At 60.4% G+C, this 19428-nt stretch carries 15 protein-coding genes; 11 read left to right on the top strand and 4 right to left on the bottom strand.

Going from position 1 to position 19428, the window contains the following annotated elements:
• Positions 1-111: 111 nt before the first annotated feature.
• On the top strand, positions 112-1290 hold the full coding sequence (locus EKD03_RS08345) for a thiolase family protein (protein WP_129629502.1): 1179 nt from the start codon (positions 112-114) through the stop codon (positions 1288-1290).
• Positions 1291-1382: 92 nt separating this feature from the next.
• Here the strand turns inward: EKD03_RS08345 and EKD03_RS08340 are convergent, their stop codons facing one another.
• From EKD03_RS08340 to EKD03_RS08325, 4 genes are all read right to left on the bottom strand, one after another.
• Positions 1383-2399, bottom strand: a complete 1017-nt coding sequence (locus EKD03_RS08340; RefSeq protein ID WP_129629500.1) for a 3-oxoacyl-ACP synthase III — start codon at positions 2397-2399, stop codon at positions 1383-1385.
• A 55-nt stretch (positions 2400-2454) separates the two neighbouring features.
• Positions 2455-3432, bottom strand: coding sequence for an NAD-dependent epimerase/dehydratase family protein (locus EKD03_RS08335; protein ID WP_129629498.1), 978 nt, complete (start codon positions 3430-3432; stop codon positions 2455-2457).
• A 244-nt stretch (positions 3433-3676) separates the two neighbouring features.
• Positions 3677-5359, bottom strand: a complete 1683-nt coding sequence (locus tag EKD03_RS08330) for a fatty acid CoA ligase family protein (protein ID WP_129629496.1) — start codon at positions 5357-5359, stop codon at positions 3677-3679.
• Complete coding sequence (locus EKD03_RS08325; RefSeq protein WP_238613444.1) at positions 5356-6255, bottom strand: alpha/beta fold hydrolase; 900 nt, start codon at positions 6253-6255, stop codon at positions 5356-5358. The genes EKD03_RS08330 and EKD03_RS08325 overlap by 4 nt, the downstream gene beginning before the upstream one ends.
• A 224-nt stretch (positions 6256-6479) precedes the next feature.
• Here EKD03_RS08325 and EKD03_RS08320 point away from each other — a divergent pair, with 224 nt between their 5' ends.
• The 10 genes from EKD03_RS08320 to EKD03_RS08275 all read left to right on the top strand — a co-directional run bounded on the left by EKD03_RS08320 (position 6480) and on the right by EKD03_RS08275 (position 19403).
• Positions 6480-7460 (top strand): zinc-dependent alcohol dehydrogenase family protein, encoded by a 981-nt coding sequence (locus EKD03_RS08320; protein ID WP_129629494.1) that lies wholly within the window; start codon positions 6480-6482, stop codon positions 7458-7460.
• An 85-nt stretch (positions 7461-7545) separates the two neighbouring features.
• On the top strand, positions 7546-9129 hold the full coding sequence (locus tag EKD03_RS08315) for an acyl-CoA mutase large subunit family protein (RefSeq protein ID WP_129629492.1): 1584 nt from the start codon (positions 7546-7548) through the stop codon (positions 9127-9129).
• A gap of 27 nt (positions 9130-9156) precedes the next feature.
• Positions 9157-11652 (top strand): mannose-1-phosphate guanyltransferase, encoded by a 2496-nt coding sequence (locus EKD03_RS08310; protein ID WP_129629490.1) that lies wholly within the window; start codon positions 9157-9159, stop codon positions 11650-11652.
• 150 nt (positions 11653-11802) lie between these two features.
• Positions 11803-12903, top strand: a complete 1101-nt coding sequence (locus tag EKD03_RS08305; protein ID WP_129629488.1) for a hydrogenase small subunit — start codon at positions 11803-11805, stop codon at positions 12901-12903.
• 52 nt (positions 12904-12955) lie between these two features.
• Complete coding sequence (locus EKD03_RS08300; protein ID WP_129629486.1) at positions 12956-14671, top strand: nickel-dependent hydrogenase large subunit; 1716 nt, start codon at positions 12956-12958, stop codon at positions 14669-14671.
• A 54-nt stretch (positions 14672-14725) separates the two neighbouring features.
• A complete protein-coding gene (gene cybH / locus EKD03_RS08295; protein WP_129629484.1) occupies positions 14726-15457 on the top strand; it encodes a Ni/Fe-hydrogenase, b-type cytochrome subunit in 732 nt (243 codons plus the stop codon).
• A 13-nt stretch (positions 15458-15470) separates the two neighbouring features.
• Positions 15471-15956 carry a HyaD/HybD family hydrogenase maturation endopeptidase gene (locus tag EKD03_RS08290; RefSeq protein WP_238613443.1) on the top strand — a complete coding sequence of 162 codons (486 nt, stop codon included), beginning with the start codon at positions 15471-15473 and terminating at the stop codon, positions 15954-15956.
• Positions 15957-16164: 208 nt separating this feature from the next.
• Positions 16165-17664: a ComEC/Rec2 family competence protein gene (locus tag EKD03_RS08285; RefSeq protein ID WP_129629482.1), complete on the top strand. Its 1500-nt coding sequence runs from the start codon at positions 16165-16167 to the stop codon at positions 17662-17664.
• Positions 17665-17718: 54 nt separating this feature from the next.
• On the top strand, positions 17719-18240 hold the full coding sequence (locus EKD03_RS08280; RefSeq protein ID WP_129629480.1) for an adenine phosphoribosyltransferase: 522 nt from the start codon (positions 17719-17721) through the stop codon (positions 18238-18240).
• 119 nt (positions 18241-18359) lie between these two features.
• Positions 18360-19403: an ABC transporter ATP-binding protein gene (locus tag EKD03_RS08275; RefSeq protein WP_129629478.1), complete on the top strand. Its 1044-nt coding sequence runs from the start codon at positions 18360-18362 to the stop codon at positions 19401-19403.
• The last annotated feature ends 25 nt before the right edge of the window (positions 19404-19428 follow it).

The following is a 19428-nucleotide window of genomic DNA, read 5'->3' as shown; positions in this document are numbered from 1 at the left end:
CCAACCGCATCACCAAAACCATCGGCTTGGGGCATAGCCCCAACATGAACATCAACCCCGTAGGGGCGCATCGCGATGCGCCCCCCACAGATCATAACAATGGAGTGAACAATGCACGAAGCAGTGATCGTCTCCGCTGTGCGCACAGCCGTGGGCAAAGCCCCCAAAGGCAGTCTGCGCACCGTTCGCCCCGATGAACTGGCTGCCACCGTGGTACGTGAGGTGGTAGCACGTACCCCCGGCCTTGACCCACGTGAGGTTGAGGATGTGATCATGGGCTGCGCGATGCCGGAAGCCGAGCAGGGTCTCAATCTGGCCCGCATCGCCGCGCAGCGCGCCGGGATGCCCGATAGTGTGTGTGGCGTCACAGTCAACCGTTTCTGCTCCTCCGGCCTCCAGACTATTGCGATGGCGGCGCAGCAGATCATGACCGGGCAGAGTGAGGTGGTGGTGGCGGGTGGCGCGGAGAGCATGAGTATGGTGCCGATGACCGGCAACAAGTTCTCGCCCAACCCACACTTGGCCCAGCACGACCCGGCAGTCTATTTGGGGATGGGGCTGACCGCCGAGAATGTCGCCAAGCGCCACGGCATCAGCCGCGAGGATCAGGATGCCTTTGCGCTGCGCTCGCATCAGCGTGCATTGGCGGCACAAGCGGAGGGCAAGTTTGCGTCCAGCATCGTCCCGATTGAGGTTGAGTTGGTGGAATTGGGCCGCGACGGCACCCTAGTGCGGCGCAGCATGAGTTTCACCCAAGACGAGGGGCCGCGTGGTGATACCTCACTGGAGGCGTTGGGCAAACTGAAAGCGGCCTTCTCCGCCACCGGCAGCGTCACCGCCGGGAACAGCTCGCAGACCAGCGACGGAGCCGCTGCCCTGGTGCTGATGAGCCGCAGCAAGGCCGAGGCGTTAGGGCTAAAGCCACGCGCACGCTTCATCAGCTTTGCGGTGGGCGGGGTAGAACCGGAGGTGATGGGCATCGGGCCGGTTGTCGCCATCCCCAAGGCGCTCAAGCAAGCCGGTTTGACCCTGGCCGACATTGACCTGATCGAACTCAACGAAGCCTTCGCCGCCCAGGCACTCGCAGTCATGCGCGAGTTGGGAATTGATCAGGAGAAGGTCAATGTACATGGAGGCGCAATTGCCCTGGGCCATCCGTTGGGATGCACGGGAGCCAAGCTAACCGTCCAGATCCTTGATGAACTAGAGCAGCGGGGCGGGCGCTACGGTCTCGTGACGATGTGTATCGGCGGGGGTATGGGCGCGGCGGGGATCTTCGAGCGGGTATAACAACCACCATAGCCAACCATGCAACATGGTTGGCTATGACACCAATTTTGATCGGTAACGATGTACCAAGAGACATATAGTGCGTCTCTACATTACCAATCCACACTCATCATCGAACAATTCAGCCCCGACCCGATTCCCAACAACGCCACATGATCCCCGTCCTTCAGCCGCGTCTCCGCTGCTTGGGCGAGGCTAATCGGGAGTGCTGCGGGGCCAATGTTACCCAGCACCGGGAAGTTGAGTTGCATCTTCTCGGCAGTAGCACCGAGCGCCTCTACCACCGCCGCCGTGTGGCGCGCACTAACCTGGTGGGGCGCATAGCAGGCGATCTGATCATCGCTCCAATTGGGCAGGATGCCCGCCGCAAGATCCCAGGTCTGGCGCACCAACTGTACCCCGGCGATCAGCAGCGCACCCGCATCGGTCTTCATATAGTCGGGCTGGCCGACACACAGATCGTTATGCTCGGTGGCCGCCATCGTCACCACCCCGTTGAGGCGGTGGTTAGTGCGCGAGACACTCGTGTGCGACAACACCATAGCAGCGGCCCCGGAGCCTAGCGTGAGTGTGGCGAAGTTGTCACGGAACGCCTCCATACTCACATCGGGATCCTGAAGCCGACGCACGGTGGACATGACCGCCTCTTGGGAGCCTTCGCCATCCACCACCAGCGCGTACTTAATATCGCCGTTCTCGATCATCAGCCCCGCCGTATACATGCCATTCAGGAAACCGAGGCATGCATTGCGCAGATCGAAGTTGATACAACGCTGCGAAAGCCCTAAGTTGGCGTGGACATAGACCGCCGTCGAGGGTTCGAGATAGTCCTGTGAGACCGAGGTATTGATAATCAACCCGATCTCAGAAGGATCAATCCCCGCCGCCGCAATCGCCTTCTGCGCCGCCATGGTAGCCACCGTACTTGGGCGCGTCCCGTGATCCCAGAAGCGACGCTCACGAATACCTGAGAGCGCCTCTAGACGACCGCGTGGAATGCGCAGGCGTTCCAGGGTCTCACCGATCTGATCCTCAAGCCAATCGGAAGTCACCCGATGCGGGGCCAGTTCATACCCAAGTGACTCGATGGCTACATTCTTAAACAGCACACCAACCTCCAGTTCTCACACAAAAACACGAGAGCTTTCGATACTGTACCACAACCTACCCTATCGTCCTACGCAACCCCTCTTCAATCGTGATACGCGGCCCATAGCCAAAGTCGCGCTGGGCGGCGCGATGGTCGAACCAGTGTGAACAACTCATCTGATGCACCATCATCCGGGTGAGCGGCGGCTCGCGGTTGATGCCGAGCCGGGTATAGGCAAGTTCGAGTAAAGTTGCCAAACGCATGGCGGTTGTCGCCGAAATCTGACGCCGCAGCGGCGCACATCCGGCACTGGTAATCACACGATCAATGAACTCCCACAGATTGACCGGCTGCTCCTGACCGATGAAGTAGGCCCGTCCGCGTAGCGGCGAGGTTTGGCCGAGGGCATCGGCGGCGCGAATATGCGCCTCGGCGACATTTTCCACATAGGTAATGTCTACCCGATTGGTGCCATCGCCAATCCGTACCAGCCGCCCCTTGCGTGCCCGCGCAATCAGGCGCGGGAAGATGTGCGGGTCACGCGGCCCCCAGATCAGGTGCGGGCGGATGGCGGTGGTGGCAATGTCGCTGCGGGCCAGAATGAAGCGCTCGGCCAGCGACTTGGTGTGCGGGTAGTGGGCCAAGAAATGTTCGGGGTAGGGCGTCGCCTCGTCAGCCCCTTCCAAATCCTGCATCCCAATCGCCACCGAGGGTGAAGAGGTGTAGACCAGTTTGGGTACCCCGGCACGTACCGCCGCCCGGACTACCCGTTGGGTTGCAGTAACATTATTGCGGTAGAAGTCATCAAACGCGCCCCAAATATCCGCCTTGGCCGCCACATGAAAGACCACCTCCACCCCCGCCATGGCGCGCCCCAAGCCCACCCCGGCATCGGGGTTACTCAGATCGACCTGGATGCACTGAGCGCCCAGCGCCTCAAGTTCGGGGTAGGGCTTACGCCCCACCACCCGCACGCGGTCGCCACGGGCCAGCAGCATCTCGACAATATAGCGGCCCACAAAGCCGTTGCCACCCGTCACCAATGCGATCATGTGGCTCCTCCGTGCCTAATTCTATTTGACGCAAAGACGCCAAGGCGCGACGATCTCAATAGAGTATTCAACCAAAACCTTTGCGTCTTCGCCTTAAGAAGAGCATTCTATTTGACGCAAAGACGCAGAGGCGCAAAGATTTCAATATGAGTATTCAACCAAAACCTTTGCGTCTTTGTGCCTTTGCGTCAAGAAGAGAATTCTGTTTACCCCAAGTGTGAACAGTTATGTAGCACCCTGTTTTTCACGCCAAGCGGTGGTTGAGCTTGTCGAAGCCCCCGCGCTGCGCCGCCCACACCGCAAGTTTCTCACGGAAGATCTTCGCATTATGTCGAATATCCACCGGGAAGGCGGGATGGATCATAAAACGGGCAATGCCGGATGTCATCGGGTAGGCTGCGGCGAGGGTGCGCAGTTCGGCCAGTAGACGCTCCCGATCTGGGGGCGTCTGAGTCGGACATAGCTCCACCACCACCACCGGCTCGTTGGCTACCCCCACCAGCGCCGAGCGGAAGACGGCAGGGTGCTGGTTAAAGATCAACTCGACTGGCTCGGTATAGAGCGGGCCGTTGCGCGTCTCGACGCGCTGCGACTTGCGCCCGTAGAACCAGATGCGCCCCTCGGCATCCTGGTAGCCCAGATCGCCCATGCGATGCCAGATCGTCTCGCCCGCATGGATCTTGGCCTGGGCGGTCGAGTGCGGGCGGTTCACATAGGCTTTGGTGACCGATGGCCCCTTGACGCAGATCTCACCCACTTCACCCGGCGGCAATACCAGCGCCTCATCCCAGGTTGGTAAGGGCTCGTCACTAATCCGAATAATGCGCAGCGTCACCTCCGGCACCGGCCTACCGATACAGGTTCCGGCAGTCGGATCGGGCTGTGCGCCACGTGCCGCCAGCACCTCGCGACCACTCGCCGAGGCAATCGGCAGCGCCTCGGTAGCCCCGTAGGGGGTGTGGGTGTCGGCGGAAGGCGCGAGGATCGAACGAAACCGCTCGTGAATGTGGGGCGGCACCGGGGCACCCGCCATCAGCACCCGGCGCAGGCTGGGTAACCTGACCCCATGCGCAACACAGTGGGCGGTCACCTTCTCCCAGATCGCGGGCGAACCGAAGGTCGAGGTCACCTGCTGATCCTGGATGAACTCCACCACCGCCGCTGGATCACACGCCGCCGGGCGAGTGGGATCAATCGGCGGGATGGCCGAGGTGACACCCAGGGCAACGTTGAAGAGCGCGAAGAGCGGGAAGGCGGGCATCTCCACCTCACCCGGCTCGATCTGGTAGATCTGGCCCAGTAGCCGGATCTGGGCCTCGAACATGCCACACTCGTAGAGCACACCCTTGGGCACCCCGGTACTACCGGTGGTAAAGAGGATCGCTGCGGTATCGGTAGCCGCCACCACCTCGGTGGGGAAGGGGGTCTGAAGCGGGATGCTGAGCGCATCCAGATTGACATCGCCCAGGGGCAGGAAGCGCGAGCCAACCAGGACGCTGCGCTGCACGGTGCGGAAGGCGTGGCGGAAGGCCAGCCGTGCCAGATGGGCGGCGGGCACCCCGATCATGGCGTCGGGGGCACACTCGTCAATACACTGCGCCAGATTGCGCCGCCCCATCGCCGGATCGATCAGGATGGGGATCGCCCCAACCTTGAAGAGCGCAAAGGTGAGGCTGATTAGCGGCAACCCGGCGGGAACCAGTAACAGCACGCGCACGCCGCGCCCGATTCCGGCCCCGGCCAAACCCCAGGCATAGCGGTCGCTGGTCTGGTTCAACTCGGCAAAACTGAGGTGGCGGTAACGCACCTTGCCCGCCCGGTCGCGCCCGTCACCCACCACCACCGCCACCTGGTCGGGGCGCTCGGCAACCATACGCGGCAGGTAACGGGCGATATTGGCATTCTCGATAACCTGCGTGGTACTCATTCGGCTGCCCCCAAGAAGCGCACCACCCGTGGCACGATCTCCGCGTGGGCGTCCTCCAACACATAATGGCCCGCGTGATCAAAACGGGTTGCCTGCGCCTCTGGGAAGCGCTCCAGCCACCCGGCCAAGAAGTAGTCACTAAAACACCAATCCTTACCGCCCCAGAGGATCTGCATCGGCTTCCCCCGCAAGCGCCGCAACTCACGGTCAATCCCGTCCACCACGGCCCATGTTGGGTGGCTCGGCTGCATCGGGATGTCCTGCACAAAGCGCAGTTGCGCAATGCGGTTGTGCCAGGTGTTGTAGGGCAGCAGGTAGCCCTGGCGCACATCAGCCGCCATCGGGCGTTCAACCGCCATAAACGTCGCCATGCCGGCAAAGGCATTCAGGCCGCGCAGGGCCAGATCGCCAAAGAGCGGGGTGCGGCAGACTGCGATGCGCAACGGCAAGCGCGGCGAGAGGAAAGCCGACGTATTCAACACCACCAGCCGCCGCACCAGATCGGGATGCTGCGTGGCCCAACCCATACCAATCGCGCCGCCCCAATCATGCACGATCAGATCCACCGGGCCGAGGTTCAGGTGCTTCAGCAGGTGGGTCAGGTTCTCAACATGGTTCGCCAAGCGGTACGGGTAGTCTTGGGGCTTGTCCGAGAGACCACAACCCAGATGATCGGGCACAATCACCCGATAGTGTGGCGAGAGAGCAGCGATCAGATGCCGGAAATAGAATGACCAAGTGGGATTGCCATGCACCATCACCATCGGCGGGCCGCTTCCCTCATCCACGTAGCTGAGCATGCCCCCCGGCACAGCCAGGCGAGCAGTGTGGAAGGGATAGAGATGGCGGATGGGCGTCAGATCATAGGCCATGGGCACATCCGAGGAGGGGGTCATAGGATACCTTCACAATCGCGGGTCGTCAGGGAAGTATAGCATATGCGCTTGGGGTATACTGTTGTAGAAGAGAAATAGTAACTATTCACACTTGGGGTAAAAGAAACCTCTGGTAGGCGCAAAGGTTTTGATGGGGGCATATCCTTGAAGTCTTGGCGCCTTTGCGTCAAAACCGGGATGCGAGGAGAAGTGTGAACAGTTACGAGAAATAGAAAGGCATTCCTATGCGCGCTGTACGCTTCGCATCATTTGGTGATCCAGCCAAGGTCTTGCAGGTCGAAGATCTCCCACTCACCGCGCCGGGGCCAGGTCAGGTATTGCTGCGGATGCTAGTGCGCCCGATCAACCCCTCGGATCTCTTCACCATCCGTGGGCAGTATGGGCGGTTACCGCGCCTACCCGCCACACCGGGGATGGAGGGAGCCGGGCGGATCGAGTCGCTGGGGCCGGGGGTGCGCGGGTTTGCAGTGGGGCAGTTGGTGGTGCCACTGGGTGTAGGCGGGACATGGCAGGAGTATCTGGTCGCCAACGCTTCCGCATTGATTCCGATGCCAGAAGGCTTGAGTGAGCGCGATGCTGCGATGCTGGTAGTCAATCCAACCAGCGCGTGGCTGCTCCTCCACGAAGTGCTGCGTGTTGCGCCAGGCGCGTGGTTGATCCAGAACGCCGCCAATTCAGCCGTAGGCCGATTCATCATCCGCTTGGCCCGGCGCAGTGGTGTCCACACGATCAATATCGTCCGCCGCCCAAACCTGCGCGACGAACTCCTGGCCGAAGGGGCCGACGTGGTGCTCTACGAAAACGATCCCGATCTGCTCGACCAGATCGCCCGCACCGTCGGCGCACACGGCGTCGGCTACGCACTCGACTCGGTGGCGGGTGCAAGTGGCTCCCGTCTCGTGCAAACGCTGAGGCCGGGAGGCCAGATGGTTGTCTTTGGGGCTATCAGTCGGCAACCGCTCACCATTGACCCCAGCGCCCTGATCTTCCGCAACATCAGCCTACATGGCTGGTGGCTCGCGCAGTGGTTCCAGACCGCCAGCCCGACCCACATCGCGGATCTCATGGCCACCCTCCAACCCCTCGTGGCCGACGGGACGCTGCGTGCGCCAATTGCCGCCGAGTACAACCTCGAAGAAGTGCAACAGGCGGTCGCCGCAGCCGAACAGAGCGAACGGAATGGGAAGATCCTGCTCGTGGGTTGAACACCCCTTCACCACCACAGCCCTAGACGCGCTATAATAAACCCCATTGCAAGATCAAGCCCTGTCGCACAAAGGAGTATGTGCTATGGCCACCACGAGCGACCGGCCCGTCGTCACCGACTCGGGTATCGCCGTTAAGCCGGTTTACCGCGCCGAGGATGCTGGGCAGGCCCAGCCCGACCCAGGGACGTACCCCTTTACTCGCGGGGTCTACCCAACCATGTATCGCGGGCGACTCTGGACGATGCGGCAATATGCTGGCTTCGCGAGTGCCCGCGAGAGTAACGAGCGCTACCGCTATCTGTTGGAGAAGGGCCAAACCGGCCTCTCGGTCGCCTTCGACTTGCCCACCCAGCTTGGGTTGGATAGCGATGATCCCCGTGCTGAGGGTGAGGTTGGTAAGGTGGGCGTGGCGATTGATAGCCTGCGTGACATGCAGATTCTCTTCGCCGACATTCCGCTGGATAAGGTCACTACCTCGATGACCATCAACGCACCAGCAAGTGTGTTGCTGCTGCTCTACGAGTTGGTCGCTGAGGGCCAAGGGGTCAGTTCCGATCAGATCGGCGGTACGATCCAGAACGACATCCTCAAGGAGTATGCGGCACGCGGTACCTATATCTTCCCACCGCGCCAGAGCATGCGCCTGATCACCGACACCTTCGCCTATTGCCAGCAGCACATCCCGCGCTGGAACACGATCAGCATCAGTGGCTACCACATCCGTGAGGCGGGAGCCACCGCCGTCCAGGAGATCGCCTTCACCCTCGCTGATGGCGTGGCCTATGTGGACGCGGCGATCAAGGCCGGGTTGGACGTGGATGAGTTTGCGCCGCGTCTCTCCTTCTTCTTCGTGGCTAACCCCAACTTCCTTGAAGAAGTGGCCAAGTTCCGCGCTGCCCGTCGCATTTGGGCGACAATCATGAAGGATCGCTTTGGGGCTAAGAAGGCCCAGAGCCAGATGTTGCGCTTCCATACCCAGACCTCTGGAGCCAGCCTGACGGCGCAGCAGCCGCTCAATAACGTCATCCGTACCACGATTGAAGCCCTGGCAGCAGTGCTGGGCGGCACCCAGAGCCTGCACACCAACGGCTTTGATGAGGCGCTCAGTTTGCCCACCCAGCAGGCCGCTACACTCGCCCTGCGCACCCAGCAGATCATCGGCTTTGAGAGTGGCGTCGCCGACACCCCCGACCCGCTCGCCGGTTCGTATGTGGTCGAGGCACTGACCGACGAGCTTGAGCGCCAAGCACGCGCCCTGATGGAGCAGATTGATGCCATGGGCGGGGCGGTGGATGCCGTTGAGCGCGGCTGGATCCAGGAACAGATCGCCGACTCGGCCTACAGCTATCAAAAGCATGTCGAGACGGGTGAACGCATCGTGGTCGGGGTCAACCGTTTCACCGATGAAGAAGTGAGCAACGTCCCGATCTTCAAGCCCGATGAGAACGTAACCCGCGAGCAGACGGAGGGCTTGGCCAAACTGCGCGCCGAGCGCGATTCGGCGGCGGTGGATGCAGCGCTAGAGAAGCTGCGTCAGGCCGCCAATGGCACGGAGAATCTGCTACCATTCATGCGCGAAGCGCTTCGCCACTACGCCACCGTTGGTGAGGTGTGTGGGGTGTTACGTCAGGTGTGGGGTGAATATCGCCCGGAGGTACGGCTCTAGTCAGCCGTGCCAGGAAGTGAGTACCCGATGAAAGCTGTCGTCATGGCCGGTGGTGAGGGCACTCGCCTGAGGCCACTCACGATCAATCGCCCTAAACCTATGGTCTCACTAGTAGACCGGCCCGTGATGCAGCATATCATCGAACTGCTCAAGATTCATGGGATCACCGAGATCATCGTTACGGTGCAGTATTTGGCCAATGCCATCCAAGATTACTACGGCGATGGCAGTGCCTACGGGATCAATATCACCTACTCGCTCGAAGAGATCCCCATGGGGACGGCGGGAAGTGTCAAGAATGCCGAACACCTACTGACGGAACCGTTTCTGGTGATCTCCGGTGATGCCCTGACCGATTTTAATCTGACTGAGATCATCGAGCGCCATGTTGCGACCCAGGCGATGGCCACGCTTACCCTGACCCATGTCGAGAGTCCGCTCGACTATGGCGTGGTGATTACCGATGAAGAGGGCAATATCACCCAGTTCTTGGAGAAACCGAGCTGGGGTGAACTCTTCTCCGATACCGTCAATACCGGCATCTATGTCCTCAACCCGGAAGTACTGACCTACATTGAACGTGGGCGCAACACCGACTGGTCGAAGGATGTCTTTCCACGCATGCTCAACCGGGGCGATAAGCTCCAGGGCGTGGTGGCCAGTGGCTATTGGACCGATGTGGGCACAATAGAGCAGTACATGCGCGCATGTGCCGACTATCTGACCGGCAAGGTGAATCTGCCCCGAATCGGCCACAATATTGGCGGCGAGATCTGGGTAGATGGTGATGCCGAGATTGCCGCTGATGCCCAACTGCACGGCCCGATCTACCTGGGCCACGGTGCGAAGATTAAGAGCGGCGTGATCGTACATGGGCCGACCGTCATCCGCGACTATACGATCATCGACTCGCGGGCAAGTATTGATCGCTCGATCATCTGGCGCAACTCCTATATCGGTGAACGGGCCGAACTGCGCGGCACGATTGTGCTGCGCCAGTCCAACATCCGCTCGCGGGCGGTACTCTTCGAGGGCACCGTCGTGGGTGATGGGGTCCAGATCGGGGCTGGGGCGGTGATTCAGCCCAACGTGAAGATCTGGCCGGGGAAAGAGGTAGATGAAGGCGCTACGGTCAACTCCAGTATCATCTGGGGCAGCCAGGGGCGGCGCGTCCTCTTCGGGCGTCAAGGTATCTCCGGGCTGGTGAATATCGAGATCACCCCGGAGATGTGCGCCAAGATCGGGGCAGCCTACGGGGCCACCCTGCCGCGTGGCTCCTCGGTGACGATCAACCGCGATGCCCACTATACGCCGCGTATGCTCAAGCGGGCGATTGTGGCCGGGTTGCCCTCCGCCGGAGTGAATGTGGTTGACCTTCAGAGTGTGCCGATCCCGGTCGCACGTTACTATACCCACGCGATAGGGGCGAGTGGCGGGATCCATGTGCGCCTCTCACCACTCGATAGCCGGGTGATCGAGATCCGCTTCTTTGATCATCACGGCCTCAATCTGCCCCTAGCCGTCGAGCGCAAGATCGAAGGTACCTACTTCCGCGAGGACTTCCGGCGCGCCTATCTGGACGAGATCGGACGGATCTCCTACGGCACCGCCATCGAGGACATCTACACCGCCACCTTCATCCGCGCTCTGCGCCCAGAGAGTGTGGATAGTATGCGCGGCTTCAATATTGTGGTGGACTACGCCAATGCCAGTACCGGCGACATGCTCTCCCACATTCTGCGCCGCCTGCGCGTGGATGCGGTGGAGTTGAATGTCAATCTGGACGAGAACATGGTCTTCCAGACCGCCGCCCAGTTCGATGCCGCCATGAACCGTCTGGCCAAGATCAGTGCCGCCGTGGGCGCCCAGTTCGGTGCGCGCCTTGATGCTGGCGGCGAGAAGATGTTTCTTGTGGATGATACCGGGCTGCGCCTCAATCCTATGCGCTCCCTCGCCGCGATCACCGCACTGGCCATGCGCGCCGCCAATGGCGGCACCGTGGCCATCCCCGTCACTGCTCCACGTGTCTTTGAAGCCATCGCCGAACGTTATGGTGGCCAGATCATCCGCACCAAAGCCAATTTCGGTGCCCTCATGCAGATTGCCGCCCAACACCCCAACCTGCTCCTACTTGGTGATGGTACCGGCAGCTACATCTTCCCCACCTTCTACCCCATCGCCGATGGCATGTTCGCCGTCGCCAAACTGATGGAGTTGATCGCCCTAGCCGGAGTTCGCCTTAGTAGTGTCTTAGCCGACCTGCCACCCTACTTCATCACCCAGACGCGAATTCCCTGTCGCTGGGAGAGCAAGGGTAAGGTGATGCGTATCCTTAATCAGCAGTATGCGGAACGCCAAAACGATCAGGTTGATGGGATCAAGATTGATTTGGGTGACGAGTGGGTACTCATTCTTCCCGACCCCGATGGCCCCTTCTTCCACCTCTATGCTGAAGGTACCTCTGATGAACAGGCGCGGATTCTGATTGATAAGTATGCCGGCCTGATTACAGGGTTGCAGTAGGTTGGTTACACCTCCTTGGTTGTGTTTTAAGCATTTTCAAGTATTGGTTTCTTAACCTTATGATCTAAAACTTCTTGCTATACTCAAAAACAACCCCACCCCACAGGTCAACTATACCCTCGCCCAAGGTAGGTTTAGGAGGAAAACCCAATGCCTTCCCGCACGCCCAGTCTTGAGGTGCGCCTACGCGATCATGGGATCAGTCGGCGCGAATTTCTCAAATTTTGTGGCATGATGGCAGCCACACTGGCGCTCCCAGCAAGTTTCGCCCCCAAAATCGCTAAGGCCATGAACACCGCCGCCCGCATCCCGGTGGTCTGGTTGGAGTTTCAGGATTGTGCCGGCAACACCGAATCCTTCCTCCGTTCGAGTGCCCCCACTGCCGCTGAGATTGTGTTGGATCAGATCTCGCTCGATTACCACGAGACGATTATGGCTCCGGCTGGTGCGGCTGCCGAACGCTCGCTCGAAGAGGTCGTTACAAAGCATAAGGGCCAGTATATTGCGATTGTTGAAGGCTCCATCCCGATGAAGGATGACGGGATCTACTGTGTGATCAATGGGCATACCGCACTCGATATTGCACGCAATGTGTGTGGTAACGCCATGGTCACAATTGCAGCCGGAGCCTGCGCGTGGGACGGTGGTATCCCTGCGGCTGGCCCCAACCCCACCGGCGCGGTGGGGATTGGCGAGGCTGTACCGGGGCTGAAGAATCTGATCAATCTGCCCGGCTGCCCCATGAATGTGGTCAATCTGACCGCCCTGATCGTCCACTACCTCACCTTCAAGGCGCTCCCCGCCACCGATCCGCTAGGCCGCCCGCTGTTTGCCTATGGCCAACTCATTCACAACAACTGTGAACGGCGCGGCCATTTTGACGCCGGACGCTATGTGGAGAATTGGGGCGATGAAGGCCATCGCCTCGGCTATTGTCTGTATAAGATGGGCTGCAAAGGCCCACAGACCTATTCCAACTGCCCAGCAGTCCAGTGGAACGAGGGTACCAATTGGCCAATTGGTGCCGGACACGGCTGTGTTGGCTGTATGTCGCCCAAGTTCTGGGATCACACCACCCCCTTCTATGAGCGCATTCCACACCTAGAGGGCTTTGGGGTCGAGGCAACCGCTGATATGGTTGGGGCCGTCGCAGTCGGGGCTGTCGCAGTCGGTGTGACTGGTCATGCGATTGCCAGCGCCATTCGTTCCAAGACCCAGCCCAGTGGTGCCCACGGGGATGATACAGAGTAGAGAGTAATACGCGAACACAAGCCGAAGCCTAAACGATCAGGAAGAAATAGCTATGGCAAAGATCGCCATCGATCCAGTCACACGTATTGAGGGCCACCTGCGGGTTGAAGTGCAGGTTGAGGATGGCCGGGTGGTGGATGCGTGGAGCAGTAGCACCATGTTCCGTGGGATGGAGATGATCCTGCGGGATCGTGACCCGCGTGATGCCTGGGTCTTTACCCAACGTATCTGTGGGGTCTGTACGACGGTTCACGCGCTGGCGTCAATCCGGGCAGTTGAGGATGCGCTCCAGATCCAGATTCCCAACAATGCGCGTCTATTGCGCAATATTATCGCCGCCACGCTCTACATCCAGGATCACGTCGTCCACTTCTACCACCTACACGCCCTCGACTGGGTAGATATTGTGAGTGCCCTGAGCGCTGATCCGGCCAAAACCGCCGAGTTGGCACAGTCGATCTCGGATTGGCCCAAGTCTACGACGAGCTATTTCACTGCGATCCAGGATCGGGTGAAGCGCTTTGTGGAGAGTGGTCAGTTGGGGATCTTCGCCAATGGTTACTGGGGCCATTCGGCCTATAAACTGCCCCCCGAAGCCAACCTGATGGCGGTGGCGCACTACCTGGAGGCACTGGATTGGCAGAAGGAACTGATCAAGATCCATGCCATTTTGGGTGGAAAGAACCCCCACCCGCAGACCTTCTTGGTGGGCGGGATGGCCGCACCAATTGATCCGAATGCCCAGAAATCAATCAATGCCGGACGTATCGCCCAGATGCGCTCGCTCGCCCAGGAGGCGTTACAGTTCGTCTCGCAGGTCTATATCCCCGACCTGCTGGCGATTGCCAGTTTCTACAAGGATTGGGGCGCTATCGGTGGCGGGGTAGGCAACTTCCTCTCGTATGGCGATTTCCCCACCAGTAGCGATGGGAGTGTGAATAGCTTCTGGACACCACGTGGCGTCATGCTCGACAAGGCGGTGGGAAGTGCCCCTGGAGTGGTGGATCAGCAGAAGGTGAGCGAGTATGTCACGCACTCCTGGTACACCTATAGCGGTGGCGATGCCATCCCCCTACACCCCTGGCAAGGCGAGACCCAGCCCAACTACACTGGCCCCAAGCCACCCTACGATTGGCTCGATACTGCGGGTAAGTACTCGTGGCTGAAGACGCCGCGTTACGACGACGCACCGATGGAAGTCGGCCCGCTCGCCCGCACCCTGATGGCCTATGCTTCCGGGAACACCGCGACGGTAGATACGGTCAATGCGGTGCTCAAGCAGCTTGGGGTGGGCGCAGAAGTGCTCTTCTCGACCCTGGGCCGCACGGCGGCGCGTGGCATCGAGACGCTGCTGATGTGCGATCAGTTGCTCGGCTGGATTGACGAACTGGCCGATAATATCGGGCGCGGTGATCTGGCCATCCACAACAATGAGCGCTGGAACCCTGCAACGTGGCCCAAGGAGGCTGAGGGTTGGGGCTTTATGGAAGCGCCGCGTGGCGCGTTGGGCCACTGGGTGCGCATCAAGGATGGCAAGATCGCCAACTACCAGTGTGTCGTACCGACCACCTGGAACGGATCGCCGCGTGATGCCAAGGGGGTGCGTGGCCCCTACGAGTCAGCATTGATCGGTACGCCAGTGGAAAACCTCGATCAGCCACTGGAGATCCTGCGCACTATCCACTCCTTCGATCCGTGTATGGCCTGTTCGGTCCACCTCGTTGATAGTCGCGGGGTCGAGATTAACCGTATTCAGGTAACGAAGTAGCAGGGGGCGGTGGGGGGCGTACCGGCCTCCCACCCTCTCTCCAGAAGGTCGTCTATGCGTCAGCGCATCTATGTCTGGGAGATCCCGGTACGGCTGACCCACTGGATCAATGCGATCAGCATTGTGGTGCTCAGTCTCACCGGCTATTTCATCGGCAACCCCTGGCTCTTCGTGGCCTACCGCGAGTCCTATGCGGGCTTCTTCATGGGGACGGTTCGCTTTGTCCACTTCGCAGCCGCCTTCGTCTTTATGGCGAGTGTGTTCCTGCGTACCTATTGGGCCTTCGCGGGGAATGCATGGTCGAGTTGGCGTGGCCTCTTCCCCTTCCTCACCAAACGCGGGCGACAGGGCATGCTCCACGCCTTCCAGTACTACTTCTTCCTGCGTCGTGACCCGCCCGAAACGATTGGCCATAATGCTCTCGCCGGGATGACCTATGCGATCATTGTGGTGCTCTATGCGATGATCACCTTCTCTGGCTTGGCGCTCTTTGGCGATCTGCATCCAGAGAGTATCTGGGCCAAACTGACCGGCTGGGTGCTGATGAATGCCCCCGCGCAGCAGTTACGCACGGTTCACCACGTCATCATGTACTTGCTCATCCTCTTTGCGATGTACCATATCTATGTAGCATGGCTGATTGATATGGAAGAGGGCAACGGGCTAATGTCGAGCATCTTCAGTGGCTTCAAGTTCTTACGCCCCGACCAAGCTCCTGACTGGATCGAGCCAGAGGCTGAGGCTGCCGCTCCAGCATCCAAGAAGGTGTCGAGCCACGCCGATTAGGATACTTCTCGTTATGTCAAAAACGCTCCTGATGGGCCTAGGTAATATCCTGCTGCGCGATGAGGGGATCGGGGTACGCACCTACGAACGGCTAGTTGAACGCTACATCCTGCCCGATACGGTTGAGGCGATTGATGGGGGCACCCTGGGCCTCAACCTGCTCCCCTACCTGGAAGATGCGCGCCGGGTGTTACTGATTGATGCGGTACGCAGCGGCCATGAACCGGGCAGTATCGTGCGTCTAGAGGGGGATGCGATTCCAGCAGCCCTGGCGCTCAAAATGTCCATGCACCAGTCGGGCTTACACGATCTCTTGGCGATCAGTGCCTTACGCGGCACCACCCCCGAACTGATCATCCTGTGGGGGATGGAGCCGTTGGTGATGGAACCGGGGCTTGATCTGACCCCGCCGTGTGCCGCCGCCTTAGATGCCCTGGTTGATCATGTGGTTGGCGAACTGCGTGATTGGGGAGTCGAGCTTGTGGCACGGCCAGCGTAACCTCGGCTTGCCCCCCAACGGTATAGCTTGTGGACAAGCTATATTGGTATGGGTAACGTCTTTGGGGCGTAGCCCCAAAACCTTCTTTTTGGTGTTTTTTGGCGGCTTCGCCGCCAAAAAACACCAAAAAAGATCTTCGGGGGCGGCTTCGCCGCCCCCAAACCCCCACCGAAGGTAGACGTTCCCCATGCCCTAGTTGGAGGGCAGCATGCTCATTCAGCTCGCGATTGCCTGGATGATCGGGATTGTTGCCGGGGCGTCGCTCAGTATCGTGGCGGGTTGGTATTGGGCGGTGGGGGTGGTGGGGGTGGTGGGAGTACGAAGACGCTGGGGAGCGGCGTTGCTCGTCTTTGCGCTAGGCGCACTGCGCTATGGCGCGAGCCTACCGCCGGTGGGGCCAACTGATGTACGACTGCTGGCTGAGCAGGGCGAGGTGCAGCTTGTGGGCCACGTGCATGCCGACCCCACTCGCAATGAGGAGGGCCAGAAGCTCATCCTGCGAGTGGAGGCGGTGCAGCACGATAGGCAAACCCGCAGCAGCAGCGGGCTAGTGCTGATCAGCATGCCGCCCTTCCCGGCCTACCAGTACGGAGAACGGCTGCTGGTGACGGGCAAACTGCGCAGCCCGCGCCCCGCCACCTTCCCCGGCGAGTTCGACTACCGTGCCTACCTAGCTCATCGCGGCATCCACGTTCTGATGCGCACCCCCGGCGAGATACGTCGCCTCAGCCCCAGCCCACCTGGGCCACTCCACTGGATCTACGCCGCCCGCGAACACTGCCGAGCGACCCTAGTGCGCTTGGTGCCCGAACCGCAAGCCTCGCTGGCCATCGGCATTCTACTCGGTATCCAATCGAGCATCCCCGATACCGTCGCAGATGCCTTCGCCGTCACCGGTACCAGCCACATTCTGGTGGTTTCGGGCTGGAACTTTACGATTGTGGCCGCATTGCTGGCCGGGCTGAGTCAGCACATGCGCATCGGGCGCTGGCCCGCCTTCTGGCTCACCCTGACGATCATGTGGGTCTATGCAATCTTCACCGGCGGCTCGGCAGCGGTGCTGCGCGCCGCCACCATGGCCAGCCTCATGGTACTGGCACGGGCCAGCGAGCGCCAGAGCGAGCCGTGGCACCTGCTCTTCGCTGCATGCTGGCTGATCAGCGCGGCTGACCCGCATAGCCTATGGGACATGGGGTTTCAGCTCTCGGCACTCGCCACCGCCAGCCTCTTCGCCTTTGGTCGCCCGGTTGAGACCTGGCTGAAGGCGCGTCCGCCCTTCGCTTGGGGTTGGATGGCTCCCTTTACCGAGGCGCTCACCGCGACCCTGGCAGCGCAGGTGCTGACACTACCGCTCATCCTCTACGCCTTCGGCAATCTCTCGATCATTGCACCGCTGGCCAACATCCTGATCGTGCCGGTGATCCCCTATACGATGCTCCTGGGTAGCCTCGCACTCGTGGGCGGCTTGATCTGGCTGCCGCTGGGCCAACTGCTCGGCTGCCTGCTCTGGCTGCCCCTCACCTGGATCACCAGTGGTGTGCGCATCTTGGCGCAACCTAGTTGGGCAGCAGTGGACATCCCCACCTTTCCGCTCTGGGTGTTGGGGGGCTACTATGGGCTGGCGGGGGTACTCTGGTGGCGCAAACATAGTCTAAACAGCACAAATGCGAATAGTGCGAAGATTCAGTCAATGTTGTTCATGCTCTAGCCATGAACAAGTATAATAGCCGCACGAAACGTGCATTATGAACCCGGAGGTTGTATGTCCACCCAGGAGCTTGCCGACCTGATTCGCAACGTGCCCGATTTTCCGCTGCCCGGTATTATGTTCAAGGACATCACCACACTGATTGGCAATGGCCCAGCCTTCAAGAAGGTGATTGACCTGCTCGTCGAGCGTTACCGCGACCAGAACATCACAGCCGTAGCAGGGATCGAGTCACGCGGGTTCATCTTTGGTGCTCCCATTGCCCTCGAACTGGGTGTGGGCCTCGTGCCGGTACGCAAGCCAGGCAAGTTGCCTGCCGACACCTACCAGATCGAGTATAGTCTGGAGTACGGCACCAATAAGCTAGAAATTCACCGCGATGCCTTCGAGCCGGGGGCTAGGGTGTTGGTGATTGACGATCTGCTGGCCACGGGTGGGACGATTGCCGCCGCCAGTAAGCTGATCGAGCAGGCGGGTGGTACGGTAGTGGAACTGGCATTTGTGGTTGAATTGAACTTCCTCAACGGGCGCGAAAAGTTAGCGCCCTACTCTGTCCACTCGCTCATTCAGTATTAGCTTTGTTGGGGTGTTTTTGGCGGCTGCACCGCCAAAAACACCCCAACAAGCAACGTTTTTTCGGGGGCCTGCGGCCCCCGAAGCCCCCGCTGCGGCGGCACAGCAGCCCCAACGATACTATGCTCAAGATCAACCAGATCCACAAATCATTTGCGGGCCAGCGCGTACTCGCTGGGGTGAGCCTCGATCTTGCTGCCGGGAGCATCCTGGCACTACTCGGCCCTTCGGGGTGCGGGAAGACCACGCTGCTGCGCATCGTGGCCGGGCTTGAACATGCAGATCAGGGCACACTGCATCTCGATGCAACCCGGATTGACGACATCCCCGCACATCAACGCGGCATCGGGATGGTGTTTCAGGACTACGCGCTCTTCCCGCATATGAATGTGAGCGCCAACGTGGCCTTCGGGTTGCGTATGCAGCACCTCGCACGGGCGGAGATCACAGCGCGAGTAGACGAGATGCTCGATCTGGTAGGGATGACCGGGTATGGCCAGCGGCGGGTCTTCGAGCTATCGGGAGGCGAGCGCCAGCGCGTGGCGCTGGCGCGGGCACTGGCTCCTCGTCCGCGCCTGCTGCTGCTCGATGAGCCACTGGCGGCTCTCGACCGTGCGCTGCGCGAACGACTGCAAGAGGAACTCGGCCACGTCCTACGCCGCGTCGGTGTCACCGCGATCTACGTCACCCATGACCAAGAAGAAGCCTTTGCCCTCGCCGATCTGGTGGCACTGATGCATGCCGGTCATCTCGAACAGATCGGCTCTGCCGAGGCGATCTACCACCAGCCAGCCAGCCTGTGGGCGGCGAACTTCCTAGGACTACGTAACTACCTCCCCGGATCATACCAGGGCGCAGGGCGCATCCGCACGACGCTGGGCGAACTGTACGGCACCCCGATGCATGATCTGGCCCCCGGCAGTAGCGCGGTGGCGGTCGTGGCCCCCGATGCGGCGGCACAAGGGGGCAGCGGTAGCATTGCAAATCATCTACATGGCCAGATCCGCACCGCGCAGTTCCGTGGTCGCCACTACCGCGTCCAGTTCCAAGTGGGCAACACCGCAGCGCTGGATCTCGATCTGCACACGCCTCCAGCAACGCTGGGGAGCCAAGTTGAACAATGGCTCAACCCGGCGCGCATCTTCATCTATCGGAGTGCGTCGTAACACCTAACGTGAAAGACCTAGCTGG

Source organism: Candidatus Oscillochloris fontis (assembly GCF_004138135.1).
Classification (GTDB): domain Bacteria; phylum Chloroflexota; class Chloroflexia; order Chloroflexales; family Chloroflexaceae; genus Oscillochloris; species Oscillochloris fontis.
The sequence above is the reverse complement of the archived record's forward strand: the minus strand, read 5'-3'. Positions and strand labels throughout refer to the sequence as shown.